The organism is Erysipelothrix aquatica (genome assembly GCF_009828825.1).
In the GTDB taxonomy this organism is placed as follows: Bacteria; Bacillota_I; Bacilli_A; order Erysipelotrichales; family Erysipelotrichaceae; genus Erysipelothrix; species Erysipelothrix aquatica_A.
In genome coordinates this window covers 504377-522618 of record NZ_WTTA01000002.1, presented here as the reverse complement: position 1 = coordinate 522618, position 18242 = coordinate 504377, and the positions used below count along the sequence as shown (strand labels likewise).

Sequence of the window (18242 nt, the reverse complement as noted above, 5' to 3'; positions counted from 1 at the left end):
AGAAAAGGAGTCAAGTATGTTAGAAGACAAAATAAAAATACTATATCCTCATTATCGGGAAGTACTCGATGTTTCCATCGACCCGACGGTAACAGGATATATCATTAATGGTAATACGATACGTGGATCATCTGACGTGATGGCTTTTTATGGCGCATTGGATCGTATTCAAGGCGTTGAAGCAATTCACCAAAAACCGTGGATTCAAGAACGTGGCGTTCATATTGATATGGGACGTAAATATTTTTCGAAAACGTGGTTTTTTAATCTAATTGAGGTCATGGCTAAGCAAAAACTTAATACCTTGCAAATTCATATATCAGAAAACGAAGGGTTTCGTCTTGCGTTGGATGGTTATGAATCGCTATGTTCACCAGAGCATCTAACAACGTTGGAGATGCGTGAAATCATTCGTTATGCTAATTTCTTTTATATAAAAGTTATTCCATCGTTTGATACACCAGGACATTTAAAATATATCCTTAAGGATTATCCACAGTACCAATTAAAGGGAAACGAATCAGCCTTAGATATTACAAATCCTAGAGCCCGTCGATTCATCAAAGGAATGTTAGGGAGTGTTATAGAGTGCTTCTATACATCCCAAATTATTCATATCGGTGGTGATGAGTTTATTCCATTTGAAAATTATGGTAATTATCCGCAGCTCGAAGCCTATGCGAAAGCTCATTTTAGTCCTGATGCAACGGGAGTTGATACCTACATCGACTACATTAATGATATTGCAAACTACGTCTATGAGTATAAAAAGGAAGTACGTGTTTGGAATGATGGGTTGTATCGTACAAACCAGAAACCAATCGTCAAATTGGATAAACATGTTCAAGTGACGTATTGGACGAGCTGGAACCAATACATGGCACCCGTAGAAACATTTATAAAGCATAAACATAAAGTGCTCAATTTTATGGATCAATATCTGTATTTTGTATTGGGTGAAAAAGCAGGATATACGTATCCGACTATAGATAAAATACAGGCATCATTTGAGCCACATACATTTCCATTACGCCATGAACTTGCTTCTGAGCAGCGCAATCAAGTCATCTCTGACACGTCAGAACAATACTTAGGGAGCTACTTTGCGATATGGTGTGATGATCCTAATGCACTGTCACAGACAGCTGTATTAGCCATGGTTACACCATTAATTGAAGCGTTTGGAGGTAAATTATGGCGCGACTAAACATATGTATTCTACGTGTAAAATCTATAGTTTGTGCTTTTTTACATATATTTTGTCCCTATATTAAACAAAATGTAAGCGGTACAATTAGGATGTCACAAGGCAAACTGTATAACAACTGGGGTGATAGATGATGAAACAGTTTATAAAAGACATGCGCAAGAATTGGGTCTTGCTACTAATGGCATTACCTGGTGCGCTTTGGATGATTTTCTTCTTCTACATTCCGGTATTCGGAAACGTAGTCGCATTCAAAGATTTCCGATTCTCCAGCGATGGTGGATTCCTACGAAGTCTTTACGAAAGTGAATGGGTAGGACTTAAGAACTTTGAGTTTCTCTTCAGTTCCGATAATGCATGGATTATAACCCGTAATACCGTACTCTACAACCTGGGATTCATAGTAATTGGTACAGCCTGTGCTGTTGCCCTTGCTATCGTCATGAGTATGTTACGGAATAAACGCCGCGTGAAAACGTACCAAACGGCAATGATGTTCCCATATTTTATCTCATGGATCATAATTTCATCCTTCGTATATTCCTTCCTTAGCCCTGACAAGGGTATTGTAAACCGCGTGATGGTAAATATGGGATCGTCGCCAATTAATTGGTATACAGATCCAACCTACTGGCCGTTTATTATTATCTTTATTGGAATTTGGAAGAACCTTGGTTATCAAAGTGTTATCTACTTTGCATCAATCATGGGAATTGATCCAACATATTATGAAGCAGCTAAAATTGACGGTGCTAACCGTTGGCAACAAATTCGACATGTTACAATTCCACAAATTGTACCATTAATTAGTATCTTGATGATTCTTGCAGTTGGTAATGTCATGCGAGCAGACTTCGGTCTCTTCTATAACGTACCTCGGAATTCAGGACCATTAACACCAGTAACCCAAGTTCTCGATACATTCGTCTATAAAGGATTGGCTGCGTCGGGTGACTTAGGGATGTCGTCCGCGGCGGGACTTTATCAATCAGTCGTAGGTTTGGTGATCTTAGTAGGAGCGAACGCAATTGTTCGAAAACTCGACCCTGATTCAAGCTTATTCTAGGAGGACATTATGGACAAAAAAACTAAGAAACGAATTGCAAGTGTAGAAGTTCGAAGTTTTGGTAGAAAAACAGACCTGTTTTTCTCAATCTTCCTTGGAATCATTGCATTGTCGTGTTTATTCCCGTTCTTCTTTATTATCGCAGTATCCTTTACCAGTGAGTCAGCATTAGCGATTCAAGGGTATCGATTGATACCTGGAGAATTTAGTTTAGATGGATATAAATATTTGTATGAATTCAAAGGACAACTTCTATCGTCATTAGGTGTTACCGTATTTATTACTGTAGTAGGTACAATTATCAATACAACATTTACCTCTACATATGCATACGCAATTTCAAGACAAAACTTTAAATATCGAAAATTCTTTACGAAATTTGCATTGCTTACGATGTTATTCTCAGCAGGGATGATTCCAAACTACTTGGTTGTTACCAAGATGTTGGGACTTCGTAACTCGATTTGGGCCTTAATTTTGCCAATGGCATTGAGCCCATTCAACATTATGGTTATGCGTACTTTCTTTAAAAAGACAGTACCAGATGCCATTATTGAATCAGCCCGTATTGACGGTGCAAGTGAACTTCGAATCTTTGTACAGATTGTTGTTCCACTTGCAGTTCCAGGAATTGCGACAATCAGTTTATTTGCCGCATTAGGATTCTGGAATGACTGGTTTAACGCACTCTTGTATATCACTTCTGATAACTTATACCCCCTTCAATATCTGTTGATGCAAATCCAATCAAATTTGGATTACATCGCGAAGAACGTTGGAAACGCGGGAATCAGTGCTGGGATGTCAATCCCACGTGAAGCTACACGAATGGCAATGGTCGTAATTTCGACATTACCAATTGCACTAACATATCCGTTCTTCCAAAAATACTTCGTCTCAGGATTGACTATCGGTGGCGTTAAGGAATAAGAGGATATAAAATATTGCCTATTTATGAAGTTTTAGAGGAAGAGGAGGACTATCATGAAAAAAGGCGCATTAAAATTTGCAGTAGTAGCATTAGCATTCTTGTTAGTGTTGACAGGCTGTGGTTCAAAGAAAGGTGCTGAAGGAACAGGTTCAGGCGAAACTGTAACTTTACAAGTCTACCAAATTGGGGACGCACCAAAAAACATTAAAGAGTTAACAGACAAAATTAACACTATTTCAGAGAAAGAAATTGGCGTTAAAGTTAACTTCACATACATTGGTTGGGGAGATTATGACCAAAAAATGTCTGTAATGGTTACAGCAGGGGACGAATTTGATATCGCGTTTGCTCAAAACTATACAGTTAATGCTCAAAAAGGAGCATATGCTGACTTAACAGAACTTGCAAAAACACATGCAAAAGAATTCTTTGATTCAGTAGACCCAATTTACTACGACGGTAACGTTGTGAATGGAAAACTATACGGTTTCCCAGTAAACGGTAACGTATTTGCGGCTCAAATGTTATCATTCAATGGTGAGCTATTAGACAAATATAACTTAGACATCTCAAATGTTAAAACATATGCAGATGCAGAGCCAATGTTACAAACAATTAAAGACAATGAACAACAAACTGTACCATTCGCAATTGGTAAAACATTCAAAGCTAACTTAGGTAACTTTGACTACATCTTAGGTGATGCACTACCATTTGCAGTAAACATCGATGGTGATCAAACACAAATTATCAACCCATTCGAAACAGAAGCTGGTATGCAACGTCTACGTGAATTACACGATCTATACAATAAAGGATTAATTCCTACTGATGCAGCAACAAATGATACATCATACGACTTGAACAACAACACATGGTTCATGCGTCAAGAAACTCAAGGTGCTGCTGACTACGGTGATAACTTATTAACACAAGTTGCTGGTAAGAAAATCGTATCACGTCCATTAAACAATAACTTAAAATCAACAGCTCAAGCTCAAATGGCTAACTTCGTTGTTGCTCAAAACTCAAAAAATAAAGAAGCAGCAGTAAAATGGTTAAACCTATTGAACACAAATGCTGAAATGATGAACACATTAGTATACGGTATTGAAGGCGAATCATGGGAAAAAGTAGGGGATAAACACCTCAAATTCTTAGATGGATATAAAGAAGGTTTCCACATGGCAGCATGGAATACAGGAAACTCAGAATTATTACTTCAACCAGAAAATGTAACAACAGAAATGATCGAAAAACGTGAAGCAGATACTAAAGCAGCTACAGTTTCACCAATCTTAGGATTCAACTTTGTTACAGATTCAGTTAAGACAGAAATCAGTAACGTTACAAACGTTGTTGACGAATACTATGCAGTACTACACACAGGTACAGTTAACCCTGATGAAGTCGTTCCAACATTCATAGCTAAATTAAAAGAAGCAGGATACGAAACGATTCAAAAAGAAATGCAAAAACAATTTGACGAATTTAGCAAAAAAGCTTAATGATCAAATGAAGGAGGGGGCATTGGCCCTCTCCATTTTCTTCGTAAAGCGCTATCATCAAAAATAGTATATAATTATAGAAGTAAGGAAGATGATGATTATGGGAACCTATGTAAGTGATTTTTTTGACCGAATATATGTATTGATCAAATTATCGTTAATGTTTTGGATTATGACGATGATGGGTGGAGTCGTTCTAGGCATTGGTCCAGCGTTCTCAAGTGTTGTTCAGCTGTACACCGATTATGAGTGGACGCATCGTGATATGCATTGGAAGCAGGTTGGGACACTCTTTGTAAGTAATTTTAAAAGAGGAAATATGATTTTCTATACATATTTCTTGATTATCGCAGTTTTGGCATACAATATGTACCTTGCAGTACAAATTAAAGGTATCGCAATTTTATTTGTTCAATTTTTGATTGCTGCCGCATTTGTACTAACAATCTGTGCATATTTATATGCGATCTTAATTGATAATAATTTTGAAATTTCATATAAAAACTTATTGAAGCTAAGTGCAATCGCAGTCATGGGGAACTTCTTTAGTGTCTTAAAATTATTGCTAGCAATGATTGTGGTAGGATTTATTACGTCGAAATATATGGGTCTTTTACCATTCTTAACAATTGGTATGATTACAGTATTAGTTTCCCGAATTGGGAAACCAATGATTGTAACCATTGATGAACACATCGGATAGTTATGCAAAAGAAAAGCCTGATGAAGCGTTTGATTCATACATATGCCGCGATACTAATTGTCGTTATACTCATCTTTTCGTTGATGGTGAGTTATGCAACAACACAGTCCGATCGAACGGCAGTACAGAATCAAGTGGATCAAATAACGAAAAAAGTATCAGCTGTAACAGGGGGATATCAAACCGATTTACGACGTATGATCAATGATCTCTTTCCCGATCAGGCGCGTCTTGATAGTATGCGTGATTACTTTTATATGGATTTTAGTAAGTATTATACGCAACAGTTGGGACGTCCACAGTTCCAACTTTTTCCGCGTGATGTCGAAAAACTCTACGAACGCTATGATGCGATTGAAGGGTTTGTAATTTCGCTTGAGGCAACCAATGACATTTATCACTCAAGTCGAGATAACAAAATGGGAAGTAAACCGGATCAATTACCTGATATTTCCGACTACATGGTCTTTTCCAGACCGATTATTAATTATGATGCATACCTACCGCTCGGAAATATCTATCTATACATTGACTACTCGGTATTTGATACGATTGTGCAACAGGAGCAACAATTTGTAGAACCGATTGTATTCCTACTTTCGAGTACGGGAAATATTCAATATCAATACAATAATGGGAATGGTGATGTCTTACAAGAACACATCAAGACGCAGTATAAAACCCGTTCACCATTAGATTCCGCAATTTTTGAACAGTATGTCTATAATCGTGTTGAGTTATCAGATGGTTCGGTACTCATTGTAGCTGCTGATAAGTACGATATCTTTATGAAGTCATTCTCTACATACGCTTTGATTACTGCAGGAGGGACCTTCTTAATTGTGATTCTACTGTTCGTCTTGTTTAGAACATTTGGGCGTTATGATACACAAGTAAACGATGTGTTGGGAACCATGGAGCGAGTGCGTCGTGGTAATGTTTCGGATCGTATTGAAATTCAAAATAAAGAGGATGAGCTTCTTACTATTTCCCAGGCAATTAACGAGACCTTGGACAGTATGAATCGGTATGTTAAACAAATTTATCAGATGGAGATTCGCCAACAGGATATTAATATGCGTGCCTTACAATCACAAATCAATCCCCATTTCTTATACAATACATTAGAATTTATTCGAATGTATGCTGTCTCGGAAGGGGTTAATGAATTAGCGGATATCGTCTACACATTCTCTACATTACTTCGCAACAACATTTCGTTAGAGAAGACAACGACTCTAGCGAAAGAACTTGAATTTGTGGAAAAGTACGTTTATCTACATCAAATGCGATATCCTAATAAGATTGCCTATAAATTTGATGTTGCTGAGAACTTTGAAATGATTAGCATTCCCAAATTTACGTTGCAACCTTTGATTGAAAACTATTTTGTACACGGTGTTAACTATCGTCGTGTTGATAATGCCATTAAAGTTGCAGTCTATAAGGACAATAAACGAATTCATATTAAAGTTTCGGATAATGGACGAGGGGTCACGGATGAAGTCTTGTCTACAATTCGTCAACGCTTGCAAGAATCTGAATTTGATTTGGATAATGACAAGTCAGTAGGGCTTGTGAATGTTCATGAACGATTGAAAGTATTCTACAAAGACAATGACTATCGTATGGAAGTCGCTCATAGTGATAATGGAGGATTTGAGGTTTTAATTAGTTTTATAGAGGAGGAATCGGATGTATAAAGTAATCTTAATTGATGATGAGTATATGATTTTACAGGGGTTACAGAAGCTTATTCAATGGGACCAACTGGGTATTGAATTAGTAGGAACCTTTGATGATGGCATCGACGCTTTGGATTATGTTCGCGAAAATCCTGTAGATATTGTGATTACGGATGTGAGTATGCCCGTAATGACGGGTATTGAATTTGTTGCACAATCGCAAGAAGAAGACATCAACTTTAACTTTATTATTTTGTCAGGGTATCAAGAGTTTGAGTATGTCAAAGAGGGGATTCGTCTTGGTGCTGAAAATTTCATCCTGAAACCAATTGATACGGTTGAGTTGAATGGCTCGATTCGTAAAATAGTTCAAAAGCTTGATGAAGAAAAGTATCACGAGCAGGGAGATGAAATTCTCTTTCGGAATACAATTATTCGTTGGTTAACGGGGGAGATTGATTCAGTCGATTTACGTCGTATCTTAAAACAATTAGGGCATCGTCTTGAGTTAACCGATTTGTATTCGGTGATAGCAATTGGTGGCGTAACTGAAACACGTAAAACAGTCTGGAATCATTTCATGAAAGAGATGATGATTCCGTACTATGCTTATATGGGAGAAGAACTGTACATTGTCGTTGAGGGTTCAAATATTCGTTTCGATCAAGTCCGTAAGGGAATCATTCATCTCATTATTAAAGAAGATGAAAAGATTGCGATTGGCGATTTGTTTGTTAAGTTCGATCAAATTCATCGTAGTTATGACCATGCCTCGGCACTCTTGGAAATTGTTGAGTTTTATGACGATGATTCGTACTTGCGTGATCAAAGTATTAAAGATAGCACGAGCATCGAAATGAATGCCAAAATATCGTTTGAGAAATTCCATCAATCACTTGCATTAGGAGATGGTGCAGGAATTCGTGAAGAGATGAAAGGTCTTATTGATGAGGCGATTGTAACCAATCCACAACCAGAGTATATACGCTATATTGCGTTTATTGTTTTTTCAGACATTTACCGTCATTACAATCGTATGTCTTCCGAGCATTACTATTCAAATCTCAAATTGCTACATGGTGCAAACTCAATCGGCGAAATTTTAGATGTCCTTGAGTCATCGATTGAGGTTAATCATGCGCAAACTGATGTCAAGCAGTACAATGTGAACGTTCAAAAAGCACTGCAAATGATTCATCAAAATTATACCGATGACCTAACAATTGGAACGATTGCAGACGCATTACATTTAAACGCGATGTATCTCGGACAGATTTTTAAGAAAGAAACGGGACTTAGCTTCTCACAATATTTAAATCAACATCGCATTAAAAAAGCGCAGAATCTATTGATGCAATCAAGTCACAATGTGAATGAAATAGCGGAACTTGTTGGCTATACAAGCTCTGGATATTTCTACAAAAACTTTAAGAAGGAATGTGGAATCTCTCCTCGAGAGTTCCGTGAACGATGGCACAAAAACGGCGACGTCCTTCACTTAGACTAACAAAAAAGGAAGAACAATCTTTGTTCTTCCTTTTTTAGTTTATTTTGACATTGAGAATGGAAGTTCATCATCCGTATATTGACGTTGACGAGGAACGATTCCTAACTCGAAATCTAGTTGCGTACCTTGGATTAGGTCATTGTGTTTGAGATAGAGTGGTGTATACTCAACTCCATCCTTCATCATCTTGGAAACGAAATTGTGATGACGTGTGTTATTTTCGGTATTGATTTGTAGTATTTCACCGTTTGGTAGATTTACTGTAACAGTATCAAAGAATGGAATACCCACGACATATTCTTGTGTTCCGGGACTAACTGGATAGAATCCCATAGCATTGAAGACATACCATGCGGACATACTACCATTGTCTTCGTCGCCGGGGTAACCTGTGAATGTAGGTTTGAATGTTTCGCGCATGAGGCTTCGTAAAAGAACTTGTGTTGATGCCGGTTCGCCACCATACGTGAAGAGATATGGAATATGGAAACTGGGTTGGTTTGAGATTGCCATTTGGCCAAAATCAATCGCAGCGACTTCGCTCATTTCGTGAATTTCAAAGCCATAACTTCCTGATGTGAAGTACGGTTTTTGGTTCACGAGATGCGTAATTTTATCAAGATATGCTTGTTTTGAATCATATAACTTAATAAGACCTGCAAAATCGTGATACACAGCCCAAGAGTTTTGCCAAGAGGATCCTTCAGTATACGCATGTCCCCATTCGATATCACTAAATGAATCACTGAAGTTGCCGTCTGTATCTTTTGCACGCATCAATCCAGAGTTTGAATCAAAGAGTTGTGCATAATTCTTTGAACTGTCCATGAATGTTTGGTAATCATTGGTACGTCCAAGCATTTTTGCTACTTGTGCGATACAAAAATCGCTGTAACTGTTATCTAACGATTGGTTGACACTTTCGTGGTAGGTTGATGGAACGTAGCCATATTTCCAATAATCATTGACGGCGCGGCGGCCATACTGTGGGTTCTCCGACTCGATTGTTGCAGATTGTTTCATCGCCTCATACAACGACTCAATTTTATCGTGAGCGAGACCTTTTGTGAGCGCATCACTGATAACTGCATCGACAAGAGTGCCTGGCATGAGTCCGCGTTCATCGGGTGAAAGCCACTTTGGAAGGTATCCGGATTCATGGAAACTGTTGAGGAAACCTTCAAGCATCAGTTCATAGTGGTCGGGTTCAATAAGGGAAAAGAGTGGGAACAATGATTTATAAGTATCCCAGAATCCGTTATTGGTAAATAAGACCCCTGGCGCACTCGATTGCGTAATTGTATTGTAGTGGACAGGTTCGTTGTTGGCATCCAATTCATAGAATGTTTGAGGGAAAAGGAAACAACGATAGAGTGCAGCGTAAAACATTTTGACAGCTTCTTTGTCAGTATGGGTTACTTCAACTTTGGAAAGTTTTTGATTCCATGCATCTTTCGCATTTGCTAACATGCTTTCAAAGGTTGATGGTAAGCGTGATGCATTTAGTTTTGCTTGTTGCGAATTGATAAAAGATGTCGCAACGGTAATGGTTGGATGTGATGAAGTTGTACGAATAATGATAATGTCAGTGCCATCTTCAAAAGTACTTGCTTCAGCAGTGAATGGAACATCTAACGTCATATGTGCATACATTGTGAAGTTTGGATCTTCTGAGCCTGAAGCATTCACGACAGCATATGAAATGGTGTTTTCATCAATACGAACATCATGGATGCCTTTGATTGCTGATATCACAAAACCGACTGATTCAGAACGTAGACTTGTGTTCTTAAGCTTCATTCCGTAAGTTGATGCCGTTAGTTCTGACTCAAGGGCGTAGCGTTGGCTTGTAAGTTTGAGATATCCTGGATTGTATACAGCTTCTTCAATGCGGTAACTGCTTTGAAGGTGAAACACACTGCGTATAAGTGGATCGGTTGTAAAGGGAGTTATTAAAAAACTACTGAAGTCACCCATCCAAGGACTCGGTTGGTGTGTACAGCGAAAACCAGCAAATAATGGTTTGCTTGGATTAAACCACCATGACCCTTCATCATTTTGTGGTGCAAAGTAGTTCATACCAAAGGGAACTCCGGTGAAAGGGAGGGTGTTACCATTTGAATAACCGGGATAGTTTTGTGTCCCGACGCGTGTATCAATTGTATCGTGTGTCATAAAGTCTCCTAATTGTGCGTAGATTCGCGTTTGATGAGTGAAACATCAATAATCAGTCGTTCTTGTGGTGTATTTGGATTTTTGATAATTTTAAGTAAGTGTTGCATTGCACGCATCCCAATTTGCTTAAAGTTCTGCTCAAGGGTTGTAAGTGGCGGATTGACGAATTGTGACGCCTGGGTATTGTCGAAACCAACAATCTTGAAATCGTGTGGAATCGAATAATTCAGATGTGTTAAGGCATTCATAATAGAAATTGCGAGAATATCGTTTTCACACACAATACCATTGATCCCTGATGCAATCAGATCGTGGATCAAATCTTTAAAGTCATCTGCATTCTTCGTTAAGTTGCAATAGATCGGTTTAGCATTATGATTCAATCCAGAATCACTAAGAGCCTTGAGATATCCGAAATAGCGCTCACGAACTGATGAAACATCTTCTATGCGTGTGGTACTTATATAGGCAATATTTTTCAATTCTTGATCAATCAGGTGTTGTGTTGCAAGATATCCCCCTTGAAAGTTGTTGGAAATAATACTTGAAAAGGGAACACCGGATACTTCTTTATCTAAGATCACGGTTGGAACATTGAGCAAATAGAGAGGGTAAGCATATTCTAAAATATCGTTGTTATTGAATGGATAGAAGATAATCCCGGCATAATTTGTCGCAATATCTTGAAGTTGTTCTGCTGAAATTTTACTGTTTTGCTGTACTTGCAGACGATAAGGTGTATCTTGAAGTGCTTGAAGAATGCCTTGCGTGTAATTTCCAAAACTGTAAGTATCGGGAAAAGGCATAATAAATAGAATATCGGTTAAATCACGCGTAGACGTGATTTTTTCTATTGGACTTACAAAACTCCCAAGACCACGTTTGCGATAAATAAGGCCTTCTTGCTCAAGGTCGTTTAAAACACGTTTTGATGTAATACGACTGACATTGAATGTGGCAGCAATATCATTCTCACTTGGTAACTGGTCGTGAGCGTGGTATTTGCCATGGTAAATGTCGTTTCTAATGTGCTCTTTAATTGTTTGGTATAGAGGTTTGGTCATATTGCCTCCTGGTTGGTATATCATCTACATTTTACTTGTTATATCAAGAAAAATCAATCCAATAATTCGTACACAAAGACCTATAGTTTGTCCATTAAAAACCTATTGTATAAAGAATAAAATTGAAGTGTAACTGGTAAATATATCTTGGTATATCAACTTTAGGAGGAACTATGACAATCTATAAAGAAATGCCAAAATCCGTACGTGATTTTATGAATGAAATTGCTGAACTTTGTGGTGAAGAACACAAAGGGTGGTCAGAAATATTTGAAAACGTGTATTCAAACACACTGCTTACAACAATCAAACGTATCAGCGAAGACGATACATATGTACTGACAGGAGATATTCCAGCAATGTGGCTTCGTGATTCAACAGCCCAAGTACGTCCATATCTTCCCATTGCTGAACGTGATGCAGATATTCAAGCCATGATTCGTGGTGTAATTTCGCGGCAATTTGACATGATTCTTCATGATCCTTATGCCAATGCATTTAACGAAGATGCGAATGGCGCAGGCCATCAAACCGATGATACAACCATGACCCCTCTCATTTGGGAACGCAAATATGAAATCGATTCATTATGTTACCCAATCCAACTTTCTTATCTTTACTATCAACATACTCAAGATGCAACAATCTTCGACGATCGCTTCAAACAAGTAGCACAAACGGTAATTGACTTATGGGTAGTCGAGCAAGATCATACGCAATCCCCATACAACTTTGAACGTCCAACAGACCGAAAAGAAGATACATTAACCAATGGTGGTCGTGGTGGAGAAGTTGCTCGAACAGGTATGACTTGGTCAGGATTTAGACCAAGCGATGATGCGTGTGAATACAACTACCTAGTACCATCAAATATGTTTGCGGTTGTTGTTCTTGAATATATGGAAACAATCTTTACTACTGTAAATGTTGATGCAAACCTAGCAAATCAAGCACAACAACTCAAACTCGAAATTAAGAAAGGCATCGAAGACTTTGCAGTATTCTCAAACGGCGAAAAATATATCTATGCCTATGAAGTTGACGGCTTAGGCAATGCCCTATTAATTGATGATCCAAACGTCCCAAGCCTTCTTGCAGCTCCTTACTTGGGATTCTGTGATGTCGATGATGTTCTGTATCAAAATACGCGTAATCATATTTTGAGTCCTAAAAACAAATACTTCTATGAAGGACAATTTGCGCGTGGATGTGGAAGTTCACATACCCCAGAAGGCTACATTTGGCCAATCGCACTATCAATCGAAGGTTTAACAACCAATGATAAAGATGCAAAAGCAGCAATCCTAAATACATTGGTAGCCACTGATGGGGGAACAAAAATGATGCACGAAAGTTTCGATGTCAATAATCCAACAAACTTCACCCGTGAGTGGTTCTCGTGGGCAAACATGATGTTCTGTGAACTTGTCATGGATTTCTTCGATATAAAGGTTAAACGATAATATGAAAAAGACAGTACATATCATTTCACACAGCCACTGGGATCGTGAGTGGTACATGCCATATGAGCAACATCATATGCGCTTAATCGAACTCTTCGATGATTTATTTGAAGTTTTCGAAAATGATCCTGGGTATAAAAGCTATCACCTCGATGGTCAAACAATATCATTGGATGACTATCTTGAAGTGCGTCCAGAGAACCGTGAGAAACTGGAAAAACTAGTCCGTGACAAAAAACTCTTCATTGGACCTTTCTACATTCTACAAGATGATTTCTTGATTAGCGCTGAAGCAAACGCACGAAACATGCTTGTAGGACTCGATGAGAGCTACAAATGGGGCGAACCCGTAAAACTTGGTTATTTCCCAGATACATTTGGCAACATGGGACAAGCGCCACAAATGATGATACAAGGAAATATGGACGCAGTTGCATATGGTCGCGGGGTCAAAACGACAGGATTCAATAACGTCGTTGTTGATGAAGACTACACTTCAAAATACTCTGAAATTAACTGGGAAGGCGCTGATGGTACTGAAATTTTCAGTATCTTGTTTGCCAACTGGTATAGCAATGGTAATGAAATCCCAGCTGAACGCGAAGCAGCAATTTCGTTTTGGGATAAGAAACTTGCCGATGCAGAACGTTATGCATCAACGCCACACCTTCTCATGATGAATGGTGTTGACCATCAACCAATTCAAAAGGACGTGGCAAAAGCCATCGCTCTTGCCAATGAACTGTATCCAGACTACGAATTCATTCATAGTAACTTTCCGGATTATATAGAAGCTGTCAAAGCGACACTTCCAGAAGATATCGGGACCGTTAAAGGTGAACTAACAAGCCAAGAAACAGATGGTTGGTATACATTAGCGAATACATCATCATCACGAATTTACTTAAAACAAGAAAACGTTGCAGTACAAAATCTTCTAGAACGTATTACAGAACCTTTGGCTACAATTGCGACCGATGTAACGGGTCACTATCCACATGAAATGTTGCGATACGCTTGGAAGAAGCTAATGCAAAACCATCCTCATGATTCGATTTGTGGATGTGGTGTCGATAGTATTCACCGTGGCATGATGACTCGTTTTGAAGATGCAAAACAAGTTGGTAATTTTGTACGTGACGAAGCACTTCGCCATATTGAAACTGCATTAAATACAGACGTTTTCCCGAAAGCATCACGTCCATTTGTTGTTTTCAATACAGAAGGTCAAGAAAAGTCAGGTTTAGTCGAAGTTGAAGTAGAGTGGGAACGAATCCCATTTAACGATCGTAAACCGCAGGAAAACTACTACGAACTTGTTGAAAAAGGGACACCAGATGTCCTCGTAATCAATGAAAGTGGGAAATCGGTACCTTTTGAAATCGTAAGTTCAGATGTGAAGTACAACTATGATTTACCAAAGGACGCTTTCCGTAAACCTCATTTTGCACGCTACATCACCGTACGTTTAAATATGAAAATGATGCCGTCTTTCTCATGGGAGACATTTGCACTTGTTGAAGGAACATCCAAACCACTCGTATCATCATACAAAGGATTGGAAAACGCATCATTACGTGTATCCATCTCCAATACCGGACAAATAGATATTGAGGATAAAATACACGGTCATACTTATGAAGATGTTCTTTATTTTGATGATGCAGGTGATATCGGGAATGAGTATATCTTCAAGCAATCTCATGACGGAACATTCATCACTTCCAAAGGATTGGAAGCAACAGTAACGATGCTTGATGATACTGCTTTAGTAAAACGTGTGAAGATGACACAAACGATGATGATTCCTGAGGCGGCTGAGGATCTGCTCAAAATAGAGCAAGAATCAGTGACAGAAATGCGTGAGCGATTATCAAAACGCTCAACAAAACTTATCCCATTGACACTCGAAACGATTATGACGCTTGAGGCAGATAGCCCAATTCTAAAATTTGAAACACACTTTAATAATCAAGCGAAGGACCATCGTGTTCGTGCTATTTTCAACAGTTCAATGTCGGTACCAACACATGAATCTGAAAGTATTTATGAAGTTGTAACACGTCCAAATGCAGTCTCAAAATCATGGCAAAATCCAACAAACCCACAACACCAACAAGCGTTCTCTGCCATCACAACTGAGGAAAAAGGGATGATTGTAGGAAATACGGGATTGCATGAATATGAGGTATTGGATAATCAGTATCTTGCAGTCACAATTCATCGCGGTACTGGAGAAATGGGTGATTGGGGATATTTCCCAACACCAGAAGCACAAGTTCTTGGTGAAACAACAGTGTCCTATGCTGTAAGTTTCCATGGTCGTGATGACAAACATGATTACTACCGTGCGATGAAAGGAATCCAAGTTCCATTCATCACTACACAGGCTACTGTTCATGCAGGACCATTCCCAAGCAAACATCAATACCTTATTGTCGACGCACCAGATGCATATGTAACATCACTCAAACGTAAAGAACGCGAAACAGATATCATGGTTCGCATGTTCAACTTAAGTAATGACTATGCCACAACAATTCATGTCGATTTTGAAGGCACACAACTTTATGATTCCAGTCTCATTGAAATCGTCACGGATAAACCATACGATACAACGCTCAAAGCCGCTGAGATTCGTACAATTCGTATTCCAGATGTCAAATAAAATGAAATTTCCAAAAGACTTTCTGTGGGGTGCGGCGGCTTCTGCACCTCAAACTGAAGGATCTAACCTAAGTGGTGGGAAATCTTTAAATACATGGGATAAGTGGTTTGAATTGAGCCCTGAACGATTTGATCAAAACGTGGGACCGCAAACAACCTCAGATGTCTACAAACTTTACAAAGAGGATGTCCAGCGCATGCGCGATATGAATCTAAACTCGTATCGAACATCGATTTCATGGACCCGATTATTGCCAGACGGAAAAACACTGAATCAAGAAGCAGTCGCTTACTATCGTGATTACTTCCAAACAATGATCGATAATGGCATTCATCCAATTATTAATTTATTTCACTTCGATATGCCGTGGTGGATGATGGAAAAGGGTGGGTGGACCAATGCAGAAGTCACGGACCATTTTGCCTTCTATGCCCAAACATGTATCGAAGAATTTGGAGATTTAGTCAAAGACTGGACAACATTTAACGAACCCATTGTTCATGTTGAATGTAGCTATTTATATGAATTTCATTATCCGGCGATTATTGATTTCAAACTTGCTATTCTAGCTGGATACAACACGATTTTAGCCCATGCAAAAGCTATCAATGCAATGCGTAATGTTCGTTCAGACATTCGGATCGGAACCATTTTAAACTTAACCCCAGTTTATGGTCGCTCTGATTCGAAAGATGATGTTCAAGCAACACGGATTGCGAACGCTTTAAACATTACGAGCTTTATGGATGCCATGGTCAAAGGAACGTTTGATCCCTTCATGGTCAATCTTCTTAAAGAACACGGTCTTCTTCCCGAAACCGATGCAAAAGATTTAGAAATTATTCGAGAAAATACAGCTGAGTTCTTAGGTGTTAACTATTATCAACCACGCCGTGTTCAAGCCCCATCGAAGAAACTTGAGGGTCTTGCAACGATGCCTGAAGACTTCTACGAAGCCTATGCTTGGCCAGAACGTCGTATGAATCCATATCGTGGTTGGGAGATTTATCCTGAAGCGATTAAAGATATCGCTAACCTCATCACAACGCACTATGACAACATGCCGTGGTATGTATCGGAAAATGGCATGGGTGTCGCAGACGAAGTCCGCTTTAAGGATGAAGAAGGCATGATTCAAGATGCTTACCGCATTGAATTTGTCGAAGAACACCTACAGTACCTATCTGAAGCAATTGCTAATGGTGCAAACTGCTTTGGCTATCACATGTGGACATTTGTAGATTGCTGGTCATGGCTCAATGGCTACCGGAACCGTTACGGATTCTACAGTGTCGACCTTGAAACACAAAAACGAACACCTAAAGCAAGTAGCTTCTGGATGCGTGACTTTATTCAATCACAACAGGAAGGGGAATAGGAACATGGCAATACTAGCATTTGATATGGGAGGAAGTGCTGTCAAGTACGGTATCTGGAATAATGATACGCTTGAAATGACAGAACAATTCAAAACACCTGCAACATGGGACGAGATGAAAGATAGCCTCAATCAAACTTATCAAAATCTCAAGATTACTTATGACATTTCAGGTATCGCACTTTCAGCCCCTGGAAGTGTTGATGTTGCGAAAGGTGTTATCGGTGGTATTTCAGCAATCGAGTATATCCACCATTTCCCTATTGTGGAAGACCTTGAATCCGTTTTTGGTTTGCCGGTAAGCATCGATAACGATGCCAACTGTGCTGCACTTGCGGAAACATGGAAAGGCGTTGCACGTGGAGAATCAAACGTACTTTTTGTGGTTGTTGGAACAGGAATCGGAGGTGCAGTCATCGTCAATGGCGAAATCCAAAGAGGTCATAATCTCTTTGGTGGTGAATTTGGCTGCATGATTCTTGACGGAAAACAATCGTTTAGTATGCTTGGTACCGCTGTCCATATGGCTGAACGGTACGCCCGTCGACAAGGAATTCCGGAAGATAGCATAACGGGTGCAGAAGTATTTGACCGCGCAAAAGCAGGGGATGCACGTGCAATCGACGAGGTCAATAAGTTCTATGATTATCTCTCGTTAGGTCTATATAATTTACAATTTACGACAGATCCAAGCTCCATCATTATTGGTGGTGGTGTTAGCCAGAACCCTGATTTAATACCGGCAGTTACAACACGAATTCAAGATATGTTAAGCAATGCAGGTCTTGAAAGTGTCGACGTATCGGTTAAGGCGTGTCATTTCCTCAATGATGCCAATTTAGTCGGAGCAGTGGCTGCATTTCAAACACAGAAGGGAGCACAATAAT

At 39.0% G+C, this 18242-nt stretch carries 13 protein-coding genes; 11 read left to right on the top strand and 2 right to left on the bottom strand.

Translation table 11 applies throughout. The features are described 5' to 3' along the window. Positions 1-16: 16 nt before the first annotated feature. From GVV22_RS05825 to GVV22_RS05795, 7 genes are all read left to right on the top strand, one after another. Positions 17-1207: a family 20 glycosylhydrolase gene (locus tag GVV22_RS05825; RefSeq protein ID WP_159649183.1), complete on the top strand. Its 1191-nt coding sequence runs from the start codon at positions 17-19 to the stop codon at positions 1205-1207. 133 nt (positions 1208-1340) lie between these two features. Then, positions 1341-2273, top strand: a complete 933-nt coding sequence (locus GVV22_RS05820; protein ID WP_159649182.1) for an ABC transporter permease — start codon at positions 1341-1343, stop codon at positions 2271-2273. 9 nt (positions 2274-2282) lie between these two features. Next, complete coding sequence (locus GVV22_RS05815; protein ID WP_159634787.1) at positions 2283-3203, top strand: carbohydrate ABC transporter permease; 921 nt, start codon at positions 2283-2285, stop codon at positions 3201-3203. A 54-nt stretch (positions 3204-3257) separates the two neighbouring features. Next, positions 3258-4712 (top strand): ABC transporter substrate-binding protein, encoded by a 1455-nt coding sequence (locus GVV22_RS05810; RefSeq protein ID WP_159649181.1) that lies wholly within the window; start codon positions 3258-3260, stop codon positions 4710-4712. Between the two features lie 100 nt (positions 4713-4812). Beyond that, a complete protein-coding gene (locus tag GVV22_RS05805) occupies positions 4813-5415 on the top strand; it encodes a YesL family protein (protein WP_159649180.1) in 603 nt (200 codons plus the stop codon). A gap of 20 nt (positions 5416-5435) precedes the next feature. Further along, entirely contained in the window at positions 5436-7118 is a 1683-nt protein-coding gene (locus GVV22_RS05800) for a sensor histidine kinase (RefSeq protein WP_236261925.1), read from the top strand. Continuing rightward, complete coding sequence (locus GVV22_RS05795) at positions 7111-8607, top strand: response regulator transcription factor (RefSeq protein WP_159649178.1); 1497 nt, start codon at positions 7111-7113, stop codon at positions 8605-8607. The genes GVV22_RS05800 and GVV22_RS05795 overlap by 8 nt, the downstream gene beginning before the upstream one ends. A gap of 39 nt (positions 8608-8646) precedes the next feature. Here the strand turns inward: GVV22_RS05795 and GVV22_RS05790 are convergent, their stop codons facing one another. Beyond that, complete coding sequence (locus tag GVV22_RS05790; RefSeq protein WP_159649177.1) at positions 8647-10782, bottom strand: GH92 family glycosyl hydrolase; 2136 nt, start codon at positions 10780-10782, stop codon at positions 8647-8649. 8 nt (positions 10783-10790) lie between these two features. Continuing rightward, positions 10791-11846 carry a substrate-binding domain-containing protein gene (locus GVV22_RS05785; RefSeq protein ID WP_159649176.1) on the bottom strand — a complete coding sequence of 352 codons (1056 nt, stop codon included), beginning with the start codon at positions 11844-11846 and terminating at the stop codon, positions 10791-10793. A 173-nt stretch (positions 11847-12019) separates the two neighbouring features. Here GVV22_RS05785 and GVV22_RS05780 point away from each other — a divergent pair, with 173 nt between their 5' ends. The 4 genes from GVV22_RS05780 to GVV22_RS05765 are packed head-to-tail and all read left to right on the top strand — an operon-like array spanning position 12020 to position 18241. Continuing rightward, positions 12020-13309, top strand: a complete 1290-nt coding sequence (locus tag GVV22_RS05780) for a glycoside hydrolase family 125 protein (RefSeq protein ID WP_159649175.1) — start codon at positions 12020-12022, stop codon at positions 13307-13309. Position 13310: 1 nt separating this feature from the next. Next, positions 13311-15977 (top strand): alpha-mannosidase, encoded by a 2667-nt coding sequence (locus GVV22_RS05775; protein WP_159649174.1) that lies wholly within the window; start codon positions 13311-13313, stop codon positions 15975-15977. A 1-nt stretch (position 15978) separates the two neighbouring features. After that, a complete protein-coding gene (locus GVV22_RS05770) occupies positions 15979-17355 on the top strand; it encodes a glycoside hydrolase family 1 protein (RefSeq protein WP_201290690.1) in 1377 nt (458 codons plus the stop codon). A gap of 4 nt (positions 17356-17359) precedes the next feature. Then, positions 17360-18241 carry an ROK family protein gene (locus GVV22_RS05765; protein ID WP_159649172.1) on the top strand — a complete coding sequence of 294 codons (882 nt, stop codon included), beginning with the start codon at positions 17360-17362 and terminating at the stop codon, positions 18239-18241. Position 18242 lies beyond the last annotated feature (1 nt).